We start from the raw sequence: 22,171 nt of genomic DNA, 5'->3' as shown, positions 1-22,171 counted from the left end.
AATAATCAGCGGACGCGCTTTTTTGACGCTGATGAGATCAGGAGGATCCTCGACGCTGCGGTACGATACCCCAATAAGGCAGCCGGGGGACTAATTGCGATGCTGTTGTTAACCGGTACCCGCAAATCAGAAATGCTTAACGTCATGCACAAACATGTTGATCGGGATAACAGGTCCTTGTTTATTCCTTATACAAAGAATGGTCGCAGCCGGACTGTATATCTTAGCGAAGCCGCATTATCAATTATTGATTCGATCCCACGGGTTGGCAGTAATCCCTATCTGTTCGCCATAAAGGACAATGGAAAACCAATATCTGAACCCCGGTGGGCCTATGAAAAAATACTGGCAGAGTGCGGGATAGATAAAAGTGAAGTCTGTTTCCACACCACGCGCCATTCTGTCGCATCATTACTTGTCTCCAGCGGTCAGTACAGTCTGTATGACGTTAAAGCACAACTGGCGCATGCGAGTATTCAAAGTACGGAGCGCTACGCGAAATTGACACCAGAGCGTATGCGTCAGACCGGGCAGGGCGTAACTGACCTTCTTTTGAACACCGTTACTGCCGGTAACAATGATGATTTTAGCACCCCTTGAACGTGGAGAATGAGTATGCCGTTAAAATGTCCTAAGTGTGGTAGCCGAAATACAGTGACAGAAACTGCCGGAAAGATAGCAGAAGTGACTTGCGATGACCGGTTCCTGACATCGACATCCGGTTATATTAGCCCGGATCAATTACCAGAATTGCTTAAAGAAATCATCAGGGCGATACAACGTCTCTTTAGATTCCTTGAACAGCGTGAAAGGAATAATGCGCCAGTGCTGATCTGCAAGGATTGTGGATATTATGAAAGAATATAGATGACCACTGAAGGCAATTCCAGATTCTTTAGCCTGTCTATGTAACCCCGATACTTAAAACGTATCGGGTTTTTTGTTTATGAGGATTATTCAATGAAATTTGTCTCGAACTGGCAAGACCTGCCGTCGCTCCTTCTTCCGGAGTCAGTAATGAGTCTGTTGAAAACAGAGCTGGTACTCCCATTTGAAGATGAATACTCTGCAATGAGTTTCTGGGATGAAGTCGGGGTGACATTAATATATGTCGAGCCCGATGATGTACCTGAAGATATTAAGTCGCAGGTATTAAATGTGATTCATCAGTTAATTGTAAATCCAGAATTTGTAGTCCGTCTGACAGATGACTATTACCTGATGCTTTCTGTTACGGAAGATAACGGGAACGGTATTTATCTGTTATTTCACCCCGATTGCCCTCTGAAGGGTATTGATTTATTAATTTCTATGGCCGAATCACGCTATTAAACACAAGCAAAACCAGGAACGCAAAATGAGTAAATCAAAATTAGTTAAAAATAATGTTGAGTCAGTTTCGAAGGAGATTAAAAATGAGGCAGAGGTTATTCATGAAAATCTCAGTGCAGATGAACAAACATTATCTGATGTAAAAGACTATCAGTTGCTCATTGAAACAGGCCAGGCAGAAAAAATCAGTCCTAAGGCAAGTGGTATGCTGACATGGCAACTGGCGATATCAGAGGTGGACAATGAACTTTATCTTCGTCTGGTGGCAAATGGCTGTGGAGGGTTGTTCTCTAAGGACTGGATCTCACTTTCAAAGATTGCAACCGTTCTGGAAACACAACCTGCTACCGGCTTCTCATCCGGAGTATTCAGGCCGCTATTCAAAGGGGCAAGCGCCAACAATGCAGGTTTTCTGGCTGCTGTTTTACGCTCCCCGGATATATGTCTGCTGGAGGCACATCCAGAGAAGTTATTTACTCATGTATTATACCCGGACTGGAGGGAGCGGTTGAATAAACTTAATACGATCAGTAGCCAGGAAAAGATTACAGAGGATTAATTTATTTCCTGCACTGTTATACAACCAGAAATCACCACACACCGCTATTTACTTTCTAAAGGAAAATTTATTATGCAAACCCAATATGCCTTAAAACAGGCAGGATTAACTCTGCCTGTTACTAAAGAATTTCAGCAGCATATTACTACTCTTCTGGCAAATCAGGTTTTACAAAAAATAACTGAGGCAGTGGTTATTAATTTCCGTGATCCGGACTACAGTGCAGAATCCGGGGGCTTTCATCCCGTTGAAATACGGTTTATCCGTAAGAATAATGAATGGTATTTTGATTATGTCACAGATTTTAGTTATATGGGGCGTGTCTACCCTGAGCTGGAAAAAGAAATTGATTTTTGCTGGTCGGGGAATTATGTCTTCCATTATCTGATTGGGGATATTTCACTGGCAGCAGAGAGGAATGAACTCTGGTCCCTGTGGGAGCGTAATTTTATGGAGTATCTCTCTATGGGGATTTACCGGGTAACGGTAACTGTGGAAAGTTGTTGACCCGTTATGAACAGGAAGAAAGCGGGCGGCTTTGTAATCTACTGCATGTGGCGTGCATCACAGCATGGAGATGATGTCTCTTTTTCCTGGCTGTTCGCATAAACAAGTGCAGACACGGGGGATCTCAGATCCCTCGTGGTTTTTGCCCCCTATGGAGCATTCTCCTGTAGCAGGGTGATAACGGTTAATCCATTACCCCAACGACAGTATTACACCGGTAATAAATGTTCATGAATACAGTCAGTTATGTGGGTTTTGAGGTGGGCTATGTCATCGTTGACGATAACTGAAGGTTTTACAGATGTATAAAACTCGCGGTGAAAGGATCGCAGAAAGGCTGTGCTGGATATTACTTCAACTGTATACCGGTAATACGGTATCGGTTAATGATATATGTCAGCGTTTCGCGGTCAGTCGCCGAACCGGACAGCGTGATTTGTTGAGAGTTGAAACTGTAACGGAAACTATTTCACCTGGAAGGGTAAGGCTGGCAAATTTGATAAGGGAACGAGTTAGACGAAATTTTTAATCGAATCCATATCAATTCTATAAAATATGAAACTTAACGGGAGTAAATATACACTCCCGTTATAATGCAACCTTTTTTAACTACTCAAATGATATTAATTTAGGTGCGACAGTGTTTTTATGACATGTTAAATTCGCAAGATTAATAATATCATTAAACAATTTTATGTCGTCGTCAGTGAGCTCTACGTCTGGATCAGCTAAATCGGCACAGGTAACATTTAACCAGTGTGTTAATGAATCAATCCTGTTTGAAGTAATATATTCAGTGTGACCAATATCCCACTTCCAGTTGATCACCCGAGCAGGTCTGAATCTCACCTCCCGAACCCCAATTGGCGTTACTGACTCTACGAGAGGGTATATCGTGTTAAGTACTTTATCATGTTCACTGTAGATATTTAAATGCCCCATTTTTGAACCGTAAGCCATTTTCATTATGTTCTCTGTATAACTTGTTATTGGGGTGGCTCCGGCCATAGAGATTGTTAAGAGAATATTATCATTTTTAATATAGGGTAATGTATTGTTTATTAATCGAGTCCCTAAAGAATGACCAATTATGATCACATTACGCTTTTCTTTAACGTATATCTCGTTTATTACGTGTACTAATTTTTCTCTGTTATTAACTGCTGCTTTCGTTGCATTATACCAGGCCTGACGCGCTTTAAATGGAATGGAGATTGATGACAATAAAGGAGATGTTCTCAGGGGGAAGAGAGTATATAAACCCCACTTGTTCGCTATGTCAGAACTTAATATGGATAGTAGATTTGCCGATTCCCATTTATAGTATCTGACATCAAGGCCACACCCTGCTTTAATTCGGTTAAACCATGATATATCATTTTCGGTCAGAAACCCTGATACAACAAGAAGAACCGGGCATTTTTTCATGGTAACTCCATTTTTTAGCTTACAAAAATAGCACTCAATGAAAATTATATTATCCGTGTCATTACGGGGCGTTACTTGGCTGGGTGTAACGTTTCAGTGCGGATTGTATATCTTCAGCAAGTTGTTGACGGATTGAGGCCGGTTGTATTACTTCGACATCCGGTATCCAGTATTTCATTAAAGGCATTATCTGATCTGTGTGTGTTACACGTGATATCACCAGTAAATCGCCAGACCGGGAAGTATGAATTATTTCCTGTCCTGGCAATAGATGACGGTGGGTAAACCACGGAGCAACATGTGCGGAAACTGAAATAAGAACTTCGATAAGGTCTTCGCTATACCAGATACCATCTGTCTTTTCTATTTTTTCATTAATTTCGGGGATTATCCTGAAAGAGATATTACTCATGCAAACGTCTTTGACAGATGAGATAACAAAGCTTTTTAATGTACTGTCATGGGCGGCAGCGAGATACCACAATCCGTTGTCATTAACCAGTCTGTATGGCTCAACAGCCCGAAACTCTTTATCTTTGTAATTAAAATTTACTTTCTTCTGTGACAGGATGGCATCGGATAATACATTCAGAATTGACATGAATGATCCGCAGTTTTCGTATGGACGTTGTTTTATCAGAAACGGGTTGTTTTTCGTGTTACCTAACAAAATACTCAGTAGTCTGTCATCCCAGCGAGGGAACAGCCCTTCAATACCCAGGATGCGCGTGAAATGACGTAAATCAGCATTGCTGCGTTGACCGAGAACACCGTCAGACAGGCGATAGCGACCATTTTGTCGAATCAGATTAAGATAGGACAGGCGCTGAGTAAGATCACGACGGATAGTTTTTTCGCAAACGTTAAATTCCTCAGATAACTCCCGGAAGGCTAGTGACTCACCATTGTTCAGGCGAGTTAATATCAATCCGAGTCGATATCCAAGTTTATCGTGCTTACCCATTCGTTTATCCGGTTAATGCCAGCGAAGAGGATATTTTCAGCAAAGTAACGGACAGGATGAGTCCACTTTTACTGTGACGGAGAAAAAAATTAACTCATTAATTATCAATATATTAAAACATTGCTGGAATCATCGAATAACATATGGACTCATCCTGTCCATGTGTATTTTTACGTTCAGGGTGATAATTATCATCCTGACCTGTACATGACCTGTTTTTGCTGCATATTTGACCATGCACTTTTGCCATCAAGTCGGAGAGGCAGGGGGGAACGTAAGATACGAAGGTTAGAGAGGTTATCAGCAATTACAATGATGATTAATATTTTCATAATATCGGAGAACATCATATTAGTTGAAATAACATAAAGGTGGTTCTATGTATTTACATATCAGAAAGTATCAACTCGTAAATGCGAGATGGCGTGATGTCATTGATCTGACAGATTATGAAGAAACAATCAGGCAGGTTGTCGGTACATTATTTGGAAATGATTTTATTGAGGTCAGCGTTGAAACAAATTGTTTTACTCTGACAGTAAACAGTACAAGCAGTAAAATACCACACGGCATACTGGTGAATATGGGGAAAAGGCTGGCGGCTAATCTCCAGAGTATCACCTGTCATGCCATGCGGATCTATCATGTAAATGGCCATCCTGACGCGCGGCAGTTATTTCACTGTTTTGATGCCGATTGCCTGTGATTAAGCCCCCAACTTCTGTTAAAGGAGTTGGGGGAGATTTAACGGTTATCAGACTGGAAGACAGAATGTCGGATATTTACGGGCTATGATATCCATCAGTGACTTCATTCGCGGTGTTACAGAACTAAATTTCATTTGGGGTATTTTTGCTCTTACCGCATTTTTTACATCAGTCACCGTTACTGAATAGCCTTCTGACGTCAGCCATTCAGCAACCTCTTTACAGGAATAACTTTTTTTATCTTTCAGCATCAGCCCCCATTGGCACTGAGTCAGCGCCCGGAGAAATAGTCTGACTAAAATATCATCACTACGTTTGCTTCCGACTTTTAGTTTCATATCAGAAAACACCGTCCGGCAATAGAGAAAATCACACCAGTCATCCCAGTCAGCCAGGGTCTTCAGTGTATGCGTTTGCCGCCAGTCGTCGAAAAGAGAGCGCTGCTGCAGAGCCTCTTCCATATTATCCCATGGGCGGGAAAACATCAGTAAATGCCCTTCATTCATGGCGGGCTGTACGGGCTGGCGTTTGAAATCGAATTCCAGATTAAGACGGATATCCTGTTCCCGGGATACCAGATCGCTTTCCGACAGCCACATCTCACGCGTTGATATCAACGTACTTCGGGATAACGTCTGACCGGGTAAACGATTAAGGTAAAGATCTACCATATAGTCGTTATAGTCACTGCGTGGAATATCGGCAGGAGGTTTGACGCCAGCCCTGGCATGAACAACAGGTTTTCCCTGAATAGCTCTATAGGTTAACTGCCCCCGGGTTTTCATGGCGATAAGCTGGCTGACTTCATGCTTACATGTCAACATTGATGAACCCGGATCAACAATATCGCACAGCGACTGGAAGCGGGAAGACAGTGGACCGCTCATGTTTATCTTGTTAAGTGGGCAATTTGTCAAAAAGCCATCGGTTGTGACGCTGACAACCGATGAATCAGAAGGCAAAGCATTCATGAGTTCCCCGGCAACGGCGCGGATAAATCCCGTTACATGCGCAGCAAAGAATGGCTGAGTAACCGATGATGGTGGGAGGGATCTGTTTAATCCACGGGCAGTATCAAAGGCGGTTTTGGCGCGAAGGCCCTGAGCAAGTTTGCCATAAAGCGAGTTGCCAATTTCTTTCCAGAATTTCTCCTCCAGAGAACCTTTAATATGGCGATTACGGTTCTCACGGACCTGTTGAACAAAGGGAAGAAACACCGATGTTGATTCGCTGTTATGTGGGGAGGTGTCACAGATCCAGGGGACGATGATCCCATTATGGATCGTCATCTCTGCCCCGAGCGACAGAGCAAGTTCGATTTCAGGTGCCGTTGCCCATGATTCGCCACTTAATGGAAAGAATAACCCATATTGATCGGTCCGAACCGGCAGGCTGGGATAGGGAACTGATTCCGGGAACCGAAATGTGACAAGCGCAAATCCCATTACATGCCCACAGTAATCGTCCGGATTTTTACTGAGGCGGATGTTCCCGTAATCGGGTGTGAGGATATCTAATAGCCCGGTGGTATACGCTCCAGCCAGATCGTAGTCATACCAGTGATCAGACGGTGTAACCCCCATCATAAAACACTCATTGCGTCCGCCGTGGTAACAGTTGATCGGGAACGTTTCAAACAACTCTCTTGAAGGAACACTGGCGGGGTTTTTAATCGTCCGGAATGCCTGTTTTTCCGTGAGCCAGAGTTCACGGGTTTTAATGTGTGTCCCAAGGCAGACTTCAGGAGACATATTGTTTTCTTTAAGTGTTTTGGTGAACCGTGAAACTGCCATCGCCCCGATGGTGGCGGGGACACGATCAATCATCAGCTCCCGGGCGCAAAAATTGCGAACCTGTAAAGCATAACGAACCGCAATCTCGGCATCCCGCAGAGCATAGGCTTCAAACCCTGCTCTGTCGCCCAGAAGATATTCACGCATATTGGTTATGGAATAAGGTGCAGGAATGGTGAGTTTGGGAAGACCCAGTAATTCACCACATTCAGCCAGACCCATACCCCCGGGAGTGATAAGCAGTGTATCGATGAAAGCTACGTTACTGCAACGCGGAGGGGAAGTTCGTTTGTCAAACATTATCTGTTCAGTCTTTACGCGACGTTCCTGCTGTTCATCAAAATCGATACCGTAACGATTTTTGAAGCTGCTGACAGTACCGCGTATTCCTTTCAGAAGAATTTTGTAGTCTGACCAGAAATTGGCAAAGGAGGCGATATCCGCACGAATGAAATGCGCATATATATTAATAATACCGGGCCATTTTGTAATCACACCCGTTTCAAGAAGCGGTGTAATCGTTTGACAGAGAAATTCCTTAAAAGACAGCCGGGATTTTTTCTGTGAGTCAGGTGGATAGATAATGTTCGATATACCTGTATTATCGGGTAAGACAACATAACTCTGATATGACAGAATATCATTCTGTTGTGTTTCAGGATTGAAAACATATTCGGTATCAAAACCGATATAGAGTGTCAGGTCACTTGAAATCACAGACACTTTTTTTGATGCAGGTGGTATCACAGGATAATCATCAAGCGTTTTAGGTCTTTTACGATTGAGCGCTGGCTCTGAAGTCACGGACTGATACCCCGATGCGGCAGCGAGGATGTCCTGCAAATTATTGCTCATAGTTAACTCCGAAAAAACGCCGGGAGTTTGTCCCCCCCCGGCATAATGAATCAGGATTTAATGACGTCTACTACAGCTTTGAAAATATCATTTTTGCGAGATTCATTATCTACATAGATAAAGGAAACGAGTTTCCTGCCTGCTTTAATCAGGATGCCACGTTGCGTCTTTTCCACAGACGGGGTAACGTGTGCAGATAACAGACAATGTTCATGTAAGTGAAGAAACTTTTTTGAGGCGTAGCCGCCATGTAATCGTGCTTGAATGTCAAGATACATATCATCAAGAGAACCGGGTTCTCCTGATTCACTCAATACCGAATAACCCTTCTTATCAAAAAGGTTAAGGATAGATTTACTATCATGTTCGAACAGGGTAACACCGTAAATGTATTTCATTCGAAAGGTGAGGTAATCGGTGGTGTAGACCTCCTCCTGACGATTGAAATTTTTGAGACGCCTGGCTAATTCATTAAAAACAGCACGAGCAGTAGCCGTGTCCTGCAGGGTGTAGGTATAAAGAACGAAGCCATCTGTGCCGATGAGCTTTACTAAGTTGTCCATAATCGTGATAGCGAGAACTAATGCAAAGGACAGATATTTTTCATCGTTGTCTACAGCTGTGCTTGCTGATTCGGGAAGAATGTTCAGTGCATTATTAGCGTTATTTTCCGTGTTCTTAGTAACCATTTATATCACCTTTAAGTTTGTTTTGACGATGTGCATTTTCCCACTCAACAATATCGTCAAGAGAGAATCGTATAGCCCGCCCAATTCTGATGAAGGGCGGGAGTTTTCCGGGATTGCGAGATATATCTGACGCAACCGTGGATGCAGAAAGATTAAATCTTTCTGCGAACTGCTTAATGGTTAAATACATAAACCTCCGGTTTCAGAGAATAAGAAGCCACGCGGATTTAATATCAATCCACATTCTGTGATGACTTAATGCAGGGCCCTGCAGAAGCATGCAATGACAATACCGTCCTTAAACGAGTGTTGCATCAATCACGAATCACAGATCATAGGTTCATTTTTGTGTCATAACTTTCTATGACCTGAGAAACCACTGCGTGTGATGTCGCTGCATTGTGAAAAGCGTAGCGACGGGTCGCCGTGAGTGAATGGTGATTTAGCAGATGGGAAGCGATTGCAATATCCCCGGTCGCCTGTAGTACCCGGGTGGCAAAGGTACGGCGCAGGTCATGCATCCGCAGGTTATCAATGTTGGCATCCCGACAAATACGGGCAAAGGTTGCACGCGGATATGCCAGAGGGCGGGCATTGTCGGTTAGTTGTGGAAAAATGTAAGTTTTGCTGAGCATCAGGTCTTGCTGGCACTGGACAACTGCAATGGCTGGAGGTGCAAGTGGGCAGGTGAAAGGGTGTCCGGACTTTGTATCAGGCAGTATGAGTTGATGCATATCCGGGTGCCAGTACTCCCATTTCAGGGTACATACCTCACCAATACGCATCCCCGTATAAAGAGCAAGCAATATAGAATCAGCTGCCGGTGTTTGCAGCGCTGTTGCCGCGTCAATAAAGCGCGGGATTTCTGTCGCTGATAGTGTGCGATAGCGAATGTTATTTTCTTTCAGATAGCGGACATGTGACATCGGGGAATGTGTGATCCATCCAGCACGTACTGCCAGAGAGCATATTTTGGACAATATTGCGAGGATACGGTTTACTGTTGACGGACGTAATTTTTCCCGTAAGCCAGCAGCATATTGTTCTAGTTCTCCTGCCGTGATGTCGCGAAGTTGCCGCTTGCCCCAGAACGGGCGAACGTAGAGGTTGAGTTTTGACAACTCTGACTGAGGACTCTTTTTATACAACTGCAAATCCGGTAGCCACAGGTCATTGATGGCCTGTTCCACAGTGAATCGACGGGACTGAACCGCAAGACGATTTTTATCAGCAAGCAGTTTCATCACATGCTGACGGGCATCCTCAACGCAGAGCTGAGGGAACTGACCCAGGGTTTCATATATACGCTGATTGTTTATAGTGGCACGAAAGGCCAGCGTGATCCGATTGGGATACACCAGAGCACGCAGGTTTTGGCAGTGAATATCACGGTATTCCTGACAACCCGTGAGGGGATGTGGAAGTTGGTGAATTGATTTGTTGCTGAAACGCAGATCCAGAATAGGCATCGTATTTCTCCTGTAAATGACACTGGAAAAATACGATGTGAGGTTATAGTCTGCCAGTTACAGCTTTCACAGTTCATCAGGTGAAAAATGCTGATTCGGATATAATGGCAACACAATTCCATGTCGCCATTATATTAAGAAACTACAGTTTCATGATCTTGTTCGCTATTTTTTCGAAGTAAACCTCATTCTTAAGAAGAGTGATATTGTTAGTTTGAACACCCAGACCACTGGACGTTGACTGGAAATTCATTGAACCACTTATCACTGTGGACTTTCCTGATAAAAAGGAAATCAACTCCTTGGAAGATGGTGCCCACTCAGGGTTTAAGAGTAATGCAATATAGATATATGTCTTACGAAGCAATTGTTCGATATCTTTTTTATGCCCTGTAGTGTTTTGCTTACCTTTAATGCAAATAGATTTGATTATGAACTCATCAGGGCTGGTTAAAGGCGTTTTAAACTTATTCAGTGATCCATCGTTATGAATGACTTCATAAGGCAGCATAGATAAAATGATCAATGCAATCATTTTAGGATGATAAAGGTAGTTATCACGAATGATTTTTCCTGCCTTCATTGTATTGAGCGTTGTTTGAATAAATACAAAAAGATATTCAGAGCAAAAGTAACAAAACACAAGCCAGGATAGGTCAATGGCTGGAATGTTAATATCCTTAGGTAGTTTGTTTAGCCAGTATTCAGACTTCAAAAAGGTCATGATTTCAACAGTATATTCATGCATTTTTGCGCTGAAATCAAGCATTGCTACTTGACCTGATTGTTCCGTAACTGTGTGGTCTATAAATGTTAGTGTATTGCACATTTTATCCAGCGTGTTTTGAAAACAAGAAAGGAGTTCGGCATTATTATTACCATTAACCGCAGATGAAAGTTCAGTTTTAATAAATGCATCCAGTAGCATACAGATTTCTTTCGGAATTACATTTTTACGGGATTGCTGTGAATAGAAATGTACTGCCAGTAAATTAAAGGCAGTGCACTCCTTTTTTAACCATTGTTCGAGCACTGGGACGTGCTGAAAAAAATTGATATGCTTAGCAGTAGATGCTGATGGAGATAGTACATGAAGAATATCTACAGCAGGCTTCATTTGCAATATTTGATCGGATTCGGTAGTCGTCATTAGTTCCAGTAATTGCTGTTCAGAAAATAGTTTAGACAGGTGATCAATGTCTTTTTGGTATTGATTAAGTTTTGTTAAATTCCCCGGTATACGGGTTACATTGTTTTTCATTTTCTCGAACATAATTTTATCCTCGTTTGAATTATTACACTGATTTAAAAAGTAGCATGTCGTGTTAGCGAGGTAATCCTAAAACGTGAATGGCAGCAGGGGCAAGCTTGAATCTGCGTAAGGATATGGCTTAAATTTAATGGTGTAATCAGTGAGTTAGAGGCTTATAGCCATTTAAATACAATAAGTTATGATGATATGTGGCGGGTGTAAATCGGTTAGTTTTTATGGTTAAAATATGAGCGTTGTGAGATTTGAGATATGATGGTTTTTAAATTACATACAAGTTACCCCTGATGATCAGTATTAATACCAGAATGATACATGCGAGCAGCACCCAATCCTGTACTATTGATGATGGCTATACAAGGCTGAAACTTTGAGTCGTATGTTGCCAGGAGGATTAATGTCCACAAGGCCCAGATAGAATGATTTCTCAGATATTAAAGTTGAAACTTATTAACTATGTGAGAGGCTGATATTTATTCAGTCTCTCATTTGTTTTTATCGTTTTAAAGTTAAAAGGAAATAAATAATGCCTTCCGCCGATGAATCAATATGCTGATTTCCCTCAAATCAGCCTCAATACTACCAACATCACCAAAGACTTCACCTCTAATCTCACTTCGATTTTTCATGAAATTGGTGCTTAATAAGCTTTCTTTTTTTAATGCCATTAATTTTGGTTTTATATCGTTATAGAAGTGCTTATGGCTTACCCTGATGTTATGAATCGAGTAGTAAACTGTTTTATACATCAAAAATATAAGTAACTGGCCGAGAAGATATTCTTTTTCAATGTATTTATATTGAGAGGATTTTTCGCGTTTCGCCAGGTAGAAAACATGAGGTGCGATGATGGTGGGGATAAAATCCAGTGCTGGAGAGGTTTTGGTTTTTTCTGTTTCTCTTCCGGATTGAAGATGTTGAAGTACAGAGTATGCAATGCTTAATATTATGGCATTGCTTATATTATTAATTTCAGTTGGGTAAATATGCAGGTTGCTTATCAATTCTGAAAGGCAAAGTAAAACACCAGTGATGTTGGGTTTTCTGCCGGAGATTGTGGTGCTGTTGAAAATGTGACGATTCTTACGACTTATATTGACAAGTTTATGAGTGCAGAACTCTATATGTTCGACGATTTTATCTTGACTATTTTTAATGTATTTTGAAATGTTAGTGATCCGGCCATTCAACGTTAGTTCATCAAGCAATATATCATTTTTAATATTGCGAATTTCATCGCAATGTTCACATTGAGAAACTATCTCATGTAATACATAACTCGACGTATTGCGGGGTGACGCTGATATGTAATCTAAAATAGAAGGCTCGATTTTGATTTTTTGTTTGTATTTTTTAATGCACTGTTTGATTGTTTTTTGTAGAGTATTTGAGATGTGTTTTTTATATTCTTTTAGAAAATCTTGCTCTAAAAAGAGTGAGGAGAAGATCAACTGCTGGCGAGATAATTTAATCTCAGGCTTGATCAATTTAATCCGAAAAACTCTTCCCTCCAACTCATAGCTGAACATGGAAGATAAGTCATAGTGGGGTGATAAATGTTCGAGTAACGACATTCGTGTATTCATTAGCCGCTTGAATTTATGGTCAGCATACATAAGTGTTTTTTTTATTTGCTCATCATAAAGTGGGCCGATAGCGCAGTTGGCAATACTCATTCTATCCGGAGACCTCCAGTCAGCAGGGGAATCACATTGACGGTCATCATTACTATCAAAGGGCATCAACGTTGCCGATTATGGATGATGTCAGCTTCACACACCAGAATGGGTGATATATGGATCATCATTACCCCAACGGCAGTTTTACACCATGGCTAATATGGATGCTATCTTACTAAGATAATTGGTTTTTAGCGAGTGACGAGCCAGGTTGTGTCAGTCTGTCTCATGTCGATATTACGGGGATGATGCAAACCTGAATGCTGCGATATTGGCGTGTCAGGGGAGGCATCTTACGGTATCATTTGCCGCAATTTTTAAGATGCAAAGCCCTGCATCGCTAGCTTTTTCTTTAGACCAGGATGATTCATGAACGACAAAATCAGTCAGGACACGATCAACAAAGCCCTGTGGGCCGCGTGTGATACGTTCCGTGGCACCATCAGTGCTGATACCTATAAAGACTTTATCCTTACCATGCTGTTCCTCAAGTACATTTCAGATGTCTGGCAGGATCACTATGACGAATACAAAGAACAGTATGGCGATGCGCCGGAACTGATTGAAGCGATGATGGCCAACGAGCGTTTTGTACTGCCAAAAAGTGCCAGCTTTTATGCGCTGTACGAACGCCGCCATGAGCCGGGTAACGGTGAGCGTATCGATCAGGCTCTGCATGCAATCGAAGAAGCCAACGGAACCAAACTGAAAGATGCCGGGAAAAGCGTGTTCCAGGATATTTCGTTTAACACTGACCGCTTGGGTGAAGAAAAACAGAAGAACACCATCCTGCGTCAGTTGCTGGAAGACTTCGCCGGTGAAGATCTCAACCTGAAGCCAAGCCGTGTAGGTACCCTGGACGTTATCGGTAATGCCTACGAATATCTGATCAAAAACTTTGCCGCCAGCGGTGGGCAGAAAGCCGGGGAATTCTATACCCCACCAGAAGTTTCAGACCTGATTGCTGAACTGCTCGATCCGCAACCGGGTGATACCATCTGCGATCCGGCCTGCGGCTCTGGTTCGTTATTGATGAAGTGCGGACGTAAAATTGTCTCCGAACATAACAGCCGTAATTATGCGTTGTTTGGTCAGGAAGCGATTGGCTCCACGTGGTCACTGGCGAAAATGAACATGTTCCTGCACGGCGAAGACAACCATAAAATCGAGTGGGGCGATACCATTCGTAACCCGAAACTGCTCGATAAAAATGGTGATTTGATGCTGTTTGATATCGTGACCGCTAACCCGCCGTTCAGCCTGGATAAGTGGGGACATGACGAGGCCGAGAACGATAAGTTTGGTCGTTTCCGTCGCGGTGTACCGCCGAAGACTAAAGGGGATTACGCCTTTATCTCGCATATGATCGAAACCCTGAAACCGGGAACGGGTCGTATGGGCGTAGTGGTGCCGCACGGTGTGCTGTTCCGTGGCTCCAGCGAAGGCAAAATTCGTCAGAAGCTGATTGATGAAAACCTACTCGATGCGGTGATTGGCCTGCCTGAAAAACTGTTCTACGGTACGGGTATTCCTGCTGCAATTCTGATTTTTAAAAAGCAGAAAGTGGATGACAAGGTGCTGTTTATCGACGCCAGCCGTGAATTTAAGGCAGGTAAAAACCAGAACCAGCTCAGCGCAGAAAACATCGAGAAAATCGTCAAGACCTACCGTGATGGCGATAGCGTCGAGAAATATGCCTACCTTGCCAGCCTGAAGGAGATTCAGGACAACGATTACAACCTCAATATTCCGCGCTATGTCGATACCTTTGAAGAAGAAGAAGATATCGATTTACTTGCCGTTCGTGCTGAGCGGGAGGAATTGAAAGCGGAACTGGCGAAATTGGAAACGCAGATGGCGGGTTATCTGGAGGAGCTGGGTTATGGTGCCTAAGGGGTGGAAACGAGTACCGATTAAGGATGTGTGCGAGTCTATAATCGATTGCGTAAATAAAACAGCTCCAGTTGTTGATTATGAAACTCCCTTTAAGATGATTCGTACCACGAATGTACGTAATGGAAGGGTTAATACTGAAGACGTCAGATATGTGACTGAAGACACTTACCTGCAATGGGTTCGACGCGGAAAACCGCAAGTAGGTGATATCATCTTTACACGTGAAGCACCTGTAGGAGAAGCTGGTGTCCTGCAAGATGCTGAAGGTATTTTCCTCGGGCAAAGAACGATGATGTATCGAGCTGATACCTGCCTTTCAGATAACTATTTCTTGTTCTACTCGTTATCAAGTCCCTTCTGCCAGAAACAAATTGAAGATTTTAGCAATGGCGGTACTGTAGCTCATATGAGAGTTCCAGATTGCGGTGAGATATTGATCAATCTACCGCCTTTCCTCGAACAAAAGAAAATCGCCCAAATCCTGTCCACCTGGGATAAGGTGATTTCGGTGACGGAAAAGCTTCTCACCAACAGTCAGCAGCAGAAAAAAGCCCTGATGCAGCAATTGCTTACCGGACAAAAACGCTTGCTGGATGAGAATGGGGTGAGGTTTAGTGGTAAATGGGAGAAAAAACTTCTTTCAGATGTAGCTGATGTTTATCAACCAAAAACAATATCCCAGTCTATGATGTCTGATTCGGGGTATCCAGTTTATGGCGCAAATGGAGTTATTGGATTTTATCAAGAGTTTAACCACGAAACTGAACAAATAGCCGTAACTTGCCGGGGTAGCACATGCGGCATAGTCAATTGGACTCAAGCAAAATCGTGGATTACCGGAAATGCAATGGTTATCAATACGGATAACTATTCCTACGTGAGTAAAAAATTTCTATTCTATACTCTGAATGGCAGTGATCTGAAGTATTTAATATCCGGTTCCGGTCAACCACAAATAACCGGAAACATTAAAACGCATATCATTAATTTGCCCTGTATCGAAGAGCAACAAAAGATCGCCACCGTGCTGTCCGCAGCCGACGCCGAAATCTACACACTTGAGAAAAAACTCGCCTGCCTGAGAGATGAGAAAAAAGCCCTGATGCAACAGCTACTGACTGGCAAACGTCGTGTTAAGGTCGATGAGGCGGTTGCCGAATGAAACTGACGAAAAGCGGGCCGCTGATTGACCGGGAAATCGACTGGCTGGAAGAGGTGTTGCTGAAATACGGCAATGATGACTCTGTGCTCTGTTTCTCTGAGCTGGATGGCTTTCTGACAGCGATTGTCTCTGGCCCGAATATGATCCCCCCTAATACCTGGCTTAGTGCTATCTGGGGTCGTGGTGACTACCACCCTCACTGGACCACTGAAAAAGAGATGACGCGTTTTATGGGGCTGTGTTTTCAGCATATGAACGATATCGCTGGCTGCCTGTATGAGGCCCCTGAACAGTTTGAACCGATTTTCAATAGACGTGAGGTGAAGGGGAAGACATATACAATCGTCGAAGAGTGGTGTTTCGGGTATATGAAAGGCCGGTCTCTGGATGACTGGTCAGCCTTGCCAGAGGCCTTACGTCCCTCGCTGGAGGCGATAGCCCTTCATGGTATCGAAAAGAACTTCCCAGTGGTTGAGAAAATGTCACCTGTTCAATTTGAACAGAGTATTACTCTCATTCAGCCTGCGGCACTGGCGCTTTACCAGCACTGGTTGTCGGTGAGAATGTCAGAGGCATCATCCCGGCCTGTTCCCGTGAAGGGGGCAGAAAAACTGCCCGGTCGTAATGACCCGTGTCAGTGTGGCAGTGGTAAAAAATTTAAAAAGTGCTGCCTGCACTGACAAAGCGGAAGGGGGCTTGCTCATGGCAGTGAACAATCTGGATCGTTCCCGGTGGTACATGGGAAATGTTCTCTGGTTCGGAGGCTACAACAGCAAAACGGATCGGGAGAATAACTTTGGCTTTCTCTTATCAGAGAATGGTAATGAGCTGTTTTTTCATAAGAATGAGATAAGCCGGAACTATACACCCGCTGACAATACACCGGTGCTGTTCAGGGAAGGTACAGGTAAAAATGGTAAGCCTACGGCTTTTAATGTTCACATTCTTGATAAAACAGATGATGAGACGGCTGAGCTCCTTATTGAATATCTCCGGGCTATTATTGAGGAGGGCGTTCATTTCGCTCGTTGGCGTTATCGTGACTGCGTTATTAATTTCCTCACTCAGTCCTTTGGCGAAAGGGCTATAATTCGGTTAGTTACCAGTGATATAGCTGTTACAAAAGTCTTACCGCTATTTTTAAAATCACGTAACTACGATAACCAGTTTGCACTTTTCGCCTCTGATAAGAATTTTGATGATTTGACCGCACAACAAATATCTCCTGCGGTCATGCCTTCGTCATTTATCGATAATAACATTGATCAATTCGCTGTTTGGGTGAAAAGATGTTCTGCGGCTACGGATTGCCAGGGGGCTTCAACATCGGACATCATCAATGAATTACTCAGCCATATATCTATAAGTGCTATTCTCTACCTGGCTTTTTACGATTGTATAAGTAGCGAGCGGATTCTTGAGCATCGGCATGATGATATAGAGAATTTTGTTCGACGTAGTTTCACGAAAAATAAAATGGATATACAACCATTTGTCCGTGATGCCTATCAGCAGAAATTCTCATCGAGAGAGCAATTTTATAAACATACCGTGATTAGTCCTTTTATCAATACGTATTTGATTAAACAGAAGATGTTCAGAAAAGATTTCAGTTTTGTTAATGATGTCGAGTCGAATACTGAAATTGCTTCTGATCCTGAATACTTCATTCTGAGTAAATTGTTACCGTTGCTTGGGCGCAACGATGAACAGTCCGTTCTGAGTATTATTCTGCATGAGATATGGCACGGAGTCTTGTCGGGTAAAATTCCGGTAAATCATCCTTCTGTTTTCAAATTGTTCCCACAATGTAGTTCATTACAAATTCGTTTCCCAAGTTTAGAATTATCCTGTGAGGCGTTTCACTGGAATGCAAAACAACCTGACGGAACGATAGAGAAAAAATTCCTTTGTCGTTCGAAAATCTGCCATGATCCGCAGGTACTACCCGACCTCAGTCGGGATTACATCGACTTCACTATTTATGACTGGCTTGCCCACTATGGCATGACCTATCTGATTGCAGGCGAACCTTCTAAGCGGGATTTCCCAATTAAACTGGCTGGGTATTTCAATCGTATCAGAGAATTACATTCCCGCTTGCATTGCCGAAGTTGTGGGGTGCTGATGGTTCCAGATATGAAATATGCTCGTGTGGAAGTCAGCGTCTGGGATACAAAGTCGAAAGGATTTGTGAAAAAACCTTTCCAGGCCGCGTATCGCCTGACCGTCTTTAAATGTGCCAGTCATTCGTGCGAACAGTTTGGTATCGGGCATTACATTAATCACTGTATTGGTTACAAATGCAGCGAAATAATTGACGCCAGGGATTTGCATGAAAAATGTTCAGAAGGACGATTTATTTGTGCATCCTGTGGTTCCTGCTGTACGACGCATCAGGAGAAATTTGGTAATGTAAACAAGGGCGAAACAGAACAGGTCAAGTACAATCGCCTTTATCGGGACTCGCCGTTCTTTTCATCATAAGTCTTCGTTCATTTTGAGCATGTCCGTAAGGACATACAGTTTCACCTCTTAGCCAAGAAGGATTACCGGGTGGATAAGCACTACCAACCTAAATTCCAGGAAGAATACAGCGCCAAAATTCCGGCACTGACGTTACTGACCAGCCTCGGCTGGGCGTTTTTATCTCCGAAACAGATTATGGATTACCGGGGCTATAAACAGGATGAGGTGGTGCTGCGTCCGGTTCTGCGTGAAGAGCTGTCGAAGCGTTCCTTTATGGCGGGTGGCAAAACCTGCCAGTTATCGGAAAAAGCACTGGATAACCTGATATCACAGGTCTGTTCTCCGGCGCTGAATGAAGGGCTGCTCAAAGCCAATGAGCGGATGTATAACCATCTGCTCTACGGTATCGCCGTCACGGAGTTTGTCGATGGCAAGAAGGTCAACCCCACCATTGCGCTGATCGACTGGGAACATCCGGAAAATAACCAGTTCCATTTTACTGAAGAATTTACGGTATTGCGGTCAGGTGGTGTTGAAACCCGGAGGCCAGATATTGTCTGCTTTGTTAATGGTATCCCGCTGGCTGTTATTGAAGCGAAAAGCCCGGCTGGTCATGGCAAGAAAGGGCCAACCATTGACGAGGGGATATCCCAGAGTATCCGCAACCAGTTCAACGATGAAATCCCGCAGCTGTTTGTCTACAGCCAGTTATTACTTTCGATTAACGGTCATGACGGGCGCTACGGTACATGCCATACGCCAATGAAATTCTGGGCGGCATGGCGCGAAGAGGATATTACCGATGCGCAGATGTATGCCCTGCGCAACCATCCTTTATCGACTGAACAAATTGATGCGTTATTTGAGCATCGTCCTGTTGGCGATCTCAACTGGTATCAGCAGTTAATCGCCGGGGGGGAACTGGCTGTCAGCGGGCAGGATAAGCTGCTCATCAGTCTGCTTTCGCCGGAACGTCTGCTGGAGATGACCCGCTTCTTCACCCTGTTTGATAAAAAGACCGGAAAAATTGTTGCCCGCTATCAGCAGGTGTTCGGGATTAAAAGACTGCTGGAACGCATCAGTACCCGCAGACCCGATGGGGGCAGGGAAGGTGGTGTTATCTGGCATACCACCGGCTCTGGCAAATCGTACACCATGGTGTTCCTCAGCAAGGCGCTGATCCTTCATGACAGCCTGAAGCGGTGTCGTATCGTGGTGGTGACGGACCGTATCGATCTTGAAGAACAGCTCAGCAGTACCTTTGCATCCGGCGGCGAGTTGGCCGGGAAAAAAGACAAAGCCAATGCAATGGCGACATCCGGGCAGATGCTGGCGAAACAGATTGGCTCCGGTAAAGAACGCATCATTTTCACCCTAATCCAGAAATTTAATTCAGCGACAAAACTTCCTGAATGCGTCAATACCAGCCCCGATATCATCGTTCTGATTGATGAAGGACACCGTAGCCAGGGTGGTGAGAACCATGTGCGAATGAAACTGGCACTGCCGAACGCCGCCTTTGTAGCATTTACTGGTACGCCATTGCTAAAAGAAGATAAGACCACCAATAAATTCGGACCGATTGTCCACGCTTATACCATGCAGCGAGCGGTAGAAGATAAAGCCGTTACACCTTTGCTGTATGAAGAACGTATTCCCGACCTTGAGGTTAACGATCGGGCAATAGATGCCTGGTTTGATCGTATTACCGATGGGTTAAGCGAAGCGCAAAAAGCCGACCTTAAGCGTAAATATGCCCGTAAAGGTGAGGTTTATAGTGCAGATGATCGCATCCGTCTGATCGCACTCGATATCGCCACGCACTTCTCGAAGAATATTGATGAGGGGCTGAAAGGCCAGCTTGCCTGCGACAGCAAGATTTCCGCCATCAAATATAAAAAGTATCTTGATGAAGCCGGGTTGTTTGAGTCAGCTGTAGTTATCAGCCCGCCGGATACCCGGGAAGGGAATACTGAGGTGGATGAAAGCAAACTGCCGGAAGTGACGAAATGGTGGAAAGATAACGTCGGCACGCAGGATGAGTCTGTGTATACCCGCAATATCATCAGTCGTTTCGATACCGATGAGAAGCTCAAATTGCTGATAGTCGTTGATAAACTGCTCACCGGGTTTGATGAGCCGAAGAATACCGTGCTGTATATCGACAAGCCGCTTAAGTCCCACAACCTTATCCAGGCGATTGCGCGGGTGAACCGACTGCATCCACTAAAAAAGTTCGGTCTGCTGATTGATTATCGCGGTATTCTGGCTGAGCTGGACACGACTATCGGCAAATATCAGGACCTCGCCTCCCGAACTCAGGGCGGATACGACATCAAAGATATTGACGGGCTGTACAGCGCCATGAGCTCTGAATACAAGCGCCTGCCGCATCTGTATAACCAGCTGTGGGCCATATTTGCTGGTGTCAAAAACAAAAATGATACTGAGCAGTTACGTGCGGTACTGGTGCCTAAAATGGAAGAACGTGACGGAGAGATGGTCGATATCCATCAGAAAACCCGTGATGATTTCTTCGAGGCGTTAACGGCCTTTGCCGGATGCCTGAAAGTGGCACTGCAGTCCGCCACCTTCTTCACCGACAAGAGCTTTACGGAACAAGACCGAAACCTCTATAAAGAAACCGTAAAACAGATGTCCAGCCTGCGCCAGTGGGCGATGCAGGTCAGTGGAGAGCAGGTCAATTATGACGACTACGCCGAGCAGGTGAAAAAACTGCTGGATAAGCATGTCACCGGCGTTGAGGTTCGTGAACCGGATGGCGTGTATGAAGTCGGTAAAATGGGTAAGAGCGAAAAGCCCGAAGAGTGGGACAACAATAAAACCCGCAATGAAACCGACATCATTAAAACCCGTGTGACGAAGATGATTGAGCAGGAGCTGCGTGATGATCCGTATGCTCAGGAGGCCTTTTCCAGACTCCTGCGTATGGCAATCGAAGAGGCTGAAAAACTGTTCGACCATCCACTTAAGCAGTACCTCTTATTCCGTGAGTTTGAAGAACAGGTTGAAGCCCGTAAGCTCAGCGATATCCCGGATGCACTGGCGGTAAACAAGCATGCTCAGGCGTATTACGGTGTATTTAAAAAAGAGCTACCTGAGGTTTTTGTGGTAAAAGACGTTCAGGTGCAGGATAAGTGGACGAAGCTGGCTTTTGAAGTGGACAGCATTATCGTTAGAGCGGTGGCAGAAAACTCCCTGAACCCCCAGGACATTGAGAAAGTCGTTAAGACAAGTCTGCTACCACTGCTGTTTACGGCCTGCCGGGAAATTGGTGCCGGAATGAATCAGGTTAACCGTATTGTGGAAACCATCATCCAGATACTGCGCGTTGGTTTGATGAAATCATGAGTGAAAAAGAATCGCCATCA

General features: G+C 44.0%; 18 protein-coding genes. 10 read left to right on the top strand and 8 right to left on the bottom strand.

The annotated features are described in order from the left end of the window. The 4 genes from GJV78_RS20660 to GJV78_RS20645 form a co-directional block, all read left to right on the top strand. Nucleotides 1-600 (top strand): tyrosine-type recombinase/integrase (locus GJV78_RS20660; RefSeq protein WP_155110029.1); only part of this gene is annotated, 600 nt, incomplete at its 5' end. A gap of 360 nt (nt 601-960) precedes the next feature. Then, nucleotides 961-1,332, top strand: coding sequence for a hypothetical protein (locus tag GJV78_RS20655; RefSeq protein WP_230979196.1), 372 nt, complete (start codon nt 961-963; stop codon nt 1,330-1,332). 25 nt (nt 1,333-1,357) lie between these two features. After that, nucleotides 1,358-1,891 (top strand): hypothetical protein, encoded by a 534-nt coding sequence (locus GJV78_RS20650; RefSeq protein WP_000045627.1) that lies wholly within the window; start codon nt 1,358-1,360, stop codon nt 1,889-1,891. A 72-nt stretch (nt 1,892-1,963) separates the two neighbouring features. Continuing rightward, complete coding sequence (locus GJV78_RS20645; RefSeq protein ID WP_001194747.1) at nt 1,964-2,398, top strand: DUF2787 family protein; 435 nt, start codon at nt 1,964-1,966, stop codon at nt 2,396-2,398. A gap of 609 nt (nt 2,399-3,007) precedes the next feature. On the opposite strand, the gene GJV78_RS20640 is transcribed toward GJV78_RS20645, so the two are convergent. Beyond that, entirely contained in the window at nt 3,008-3,826 is an 819-nt protein-coding gene (locus GJV78_RS20640) for a DUF726 domain-containing protein (protein WP_065944746.1), read from the bottom strand. 61 nt (nt 3,827-3,887) lie between these two features. Continuing rightward, on the bottom strand, nt 3,888-4,790 hold the full coding sequence (locus GJV78_RS20635) for a helix-turn-helix transcriptional regulator (protein ID WP_040090352.1): 903 nt from the start codon (nt 4,788-4,790) through the stop codon (nt 3,888-3,890). Between the two features lie 379 nt (nt 4,791-5,169). Here GJV78_RS20635 and GJV78_RS20630 point away from each other — a divergent pair, with 379 nt between their 5' ends. Next, complete coding sequence (locus tag GJV78_RS20630) at nt 5,170-5,496, top strand: hypothetical protein (RefSeq protein WP_000280683.1); 327 nt, start codon at nt 5,170-5,172, stop codon at nt 5,494-5,496. Nucleotides 5,497-5,544: 48 nt separating this feature from the next. On the opposite strand, the gene GJV78_RS20625 is transcribed toward GJV78_RS20630, so the two are convergent. From GJV78_RS20625 to GJV78_RS20600, 6 genes are all read right to left on the bottom strand, one after another. Then, nucleotides 5,545-8,145 (bottom strand): DNA polymerase type-B family protein, encoded by a 2,601-nt coding sequence (locus tag GJV78_RS20625; RefSeq protein ID WP_065944747.1) that lies wholly within the window; start codon nt 8,143-8,145, stop codon nt 5,545-5,547. 50 nt (nt 8,146-8,195) lie between these two features. After that, nucleotides 8,196-8,834 carry a hypothetical protein gene (locus GJV78_RS20620; protein WP_000256735.1) on the bottom strand — a complete coding sequence of 213 codons (639 nt, stop codon included), beginning with the start codon at nt 8,832-8,834 and terminating at the stop codon, nt 8,196-8,198. Continuing rightward, nucleotides 8,824-9,024, bottom strand: coding sequence for a helix-turn-helix transcriptional regulator (locus tag GJV78_RS20615; protein ID WP_000281555.1), 201 nt, complete (start codon nt 9,022-9,024; stop codon nt 8,824-8,826). The genes GJV78_RS20620 and GJV78_RS20615 overlap by 11 nt, the downstream gene beginning before the upstream one ends. 142 nt (nt 9,025-9,166) lie before the next feature. After that, nucleotides 9,167-10,303, bottom strand: coding sequence for a tyrosine-type recombinase/integrase (locus GJV78_RS20610; protein WP_032636140.1), 1,137 nt, complete (start codon nt 10,301-10,303; stop codon nt 9,167-9,169). A gap of 142 nt (nt 10,304-10,445) precedes the next feature. Further along, nucleotides 10,446-11,576, bottom strand: coding sequence for a hypothetical protein (locus tag GJV78_RS20605; RefSeq protein ID WP_001685074.1), 1,131 nt, complete (start codon nt 11,574-11,576; stop codon nt 10,446-10,448). Between the two features lie 506 nt (nt 11,577-12,082). Then, entirely contained in the window at nt 12,083-13,315 is a 1,233-nt protein-coding gene (locus tag GJV78_RS20600; RefSeq protein ID WP_065944748.1) for a hypothetical protein, read from the bottom strand. Nucleotides 13,316-13,621: 306 nt separating this feature from the next. Between GJV78_RS20600 and GJV78_RS20595 the strand changes: the two genes are divergently transcribed. From GJV78_RS20595 to GJV78_RS20570, 5 genes are all read left to right on the top strand, one after another. Next, nucleotides 13,622-15,145 (top strand): type I restriction-modification system subunit M, encoded by a 1,524-nt coding sequence (locus tag GJV78_RS20595; RefSeq protein ID WP_065944749.1) that lies wholly within the window; start codon nt 13,622-13,624, stop codon nt 15,143-15,145. Next, nucleotides 15,135-16,310, top strand: coding sequence for a restriction endonuclease subunit S (locus GJV78_RS23095; protein WP_065944750.1), 1,176 nt, complete (start codon nt 15,135-15,137; stop codon nt 16,308-16,310). Before GJV78_RS20595 ends, GJV78_RS23095 begins: the two co-directional genes overlap by 11 nt. Then, a complete protein-coding gene (locus GJV78_RS20580) occupies nt 16,307-16,990 on the top strand; it encodes a YecA/YgfB family protein (protein WP_065944751.1) in 684 nt (227 codons plus the stop codon). The genes GJV78_RS23095 and GJV78_RS20580 overlap by 4 nt, the downstream gene beginning before the upstream one ends. Further along, the gene (locus GJV78_RS20575) at nt 16,950-18,797 is read left to right on the top strand and encodes a cold-shock protein (protein WP_330998832.1); all 1,848 of its coding nucleotides are present in this window, start codon (nt 16,950-16,952) and stop codon (nt 18,795-18,797) included. Before GJV78_RS20580 ends, GJV78_RS20575 begins: the two co-directional genes overlap by 41 nt. Nucleotides 18,798-18,866: 69 nt before the next feature. Next, complete coding sequence (locus tag GJV78_RS20570) at nt 18,867-22,151, top strand: type I restriction endonuclease subunit R (RefSeq protein ID WP_065944753.1); 3,285 nt, start codon at nt 18,867-18,869, stop codon at nt 22,149-22,151. Nucleotides 22,152-22,171 lie beyond the last annotated feature (20 nt).

This window comes from Intestinirhabdus alba, from assembly GCF_009711095.1.
Taxonomy (GTDB): domain Bacteria; phylum Pseudomonadota; class Gammaproteobacteria; order Enterobacterales; family Enterobacteriaceae; genus Intestinirhabdus; species Intestinirhabdus alba.
Note: the sequence above shows the minus strand (reverse complement) of the source record. Positions and strands in the feature narration are given on the sequence as shown.

Excerpts from the sequence above, each read along its gene's own strand:
- GJV78_RS20635 (WP_040090352.1), bottom strand. The coding sequence starts at position 4,790 with ATGGGTAAGCACGATAAACTTGGATATCGACTCGGATTGATATTAACT.
- GJV78_RS20610 (WP_032636140.1), bottom strand. The coding sequence starts at position 10,303 with ATGCCTATTCTGGATCTGCGTTTCAGCAACAAATCAATTCACCAACTT.
- GJV78_RS20580 (WP_065944751.1), top strand. The coding sequence starts at position 16,307 with ATGAAACTGACGAAAAGCGGGCCGCTGATTGACCGGGAAATCGACTGG.
- GJV78_RS20615 (WP_000281555.1), bottom strand. The coding sequence starts at position 9,024 with ATGTATTTAACCATTAAGCAGTTCGCAGAAAGATTTAATCTTTCTGCA.
- GJV78_RS20655 (WP_230979196.1), top strand. The coding sequence starts at position 961 with ATGAAATTTGTCTCGAACTGGCAAGACCTGCCGTCGCTCCTTCTTCCG.
- GJV78_RS20600 (WP_065944748.1), bottom strand. The coding sequence starts at position 13,315 with ATGCCCTTTGATAGTAATGATGACCGTCAATGTGATTCCCCTGCTGAC.
- GJV78_RS20620 (WP_000256735.1), bottom strand. The coding sequence starts at position 8,834 with ATGGTTACTAAGAACACGGAAAATAACGCTAATAATGCACTGAACATT.
- GJV78_RS20645 (WP_001194747.1), top strand. The coding sequence starts at position 1,964 with ATGCAAACCCAATATGCCTTAAAACAGGCAGGATTAACTCTGCCTGTT.
- GJV78_RS20595 (WP_065944749.1), top strand. The coding sequence starts at position 13,622 with ATGAACGACAAAATCAGTCAGGACACGATCAACAAAGCCCTGTGGGCC.
- GJV78_RS20605 (WP_001685074.1), bottom strand. The coding sequence starts at position 11,576 with ATGTTCGAGAAAATGAAAAACAATGTAACCCGTATACCGGGGAATTTA.
- GJV78_RS20625 (WP_065944747.1), bottom strand. The coding sequence starts at position 8,145 with ATGAGCAATAATTTGCAGGACATCCTCGCTGCCGCATCGGGGTATCAG.
- GJV78_RS20650 (WP_000045627.1), top strand. The coding sequence starts at position 1,358 with ATGAGTAAATCAAAATTAGTTAAAAATAATGTTGAGTCAGTTTCGAAG.
- GJV78_RS20630 (WP_000280683.1), top strand. The coding sequence starts at position 5,170 with ATGTATTTACATATCAGAAAGTATCAACTCGTAAATGCGAGATGGCGT.
- GJV78_RS20640 (WP_065944746.1), bottom strand. The coding sequence starts at position 3,826 with ATGAAAAAATGCCCGGTTCTTCTTGTTGTATCAGGGTTTCTGACCGAA.
- GJV78_RS23095 (WP_065944750.1), top strand. The coding sequence starts at position 15,135 with ATGGTGCCTAAGGGGTGGAAACGAGTACCGATTAAGGATGTGTGCGAG.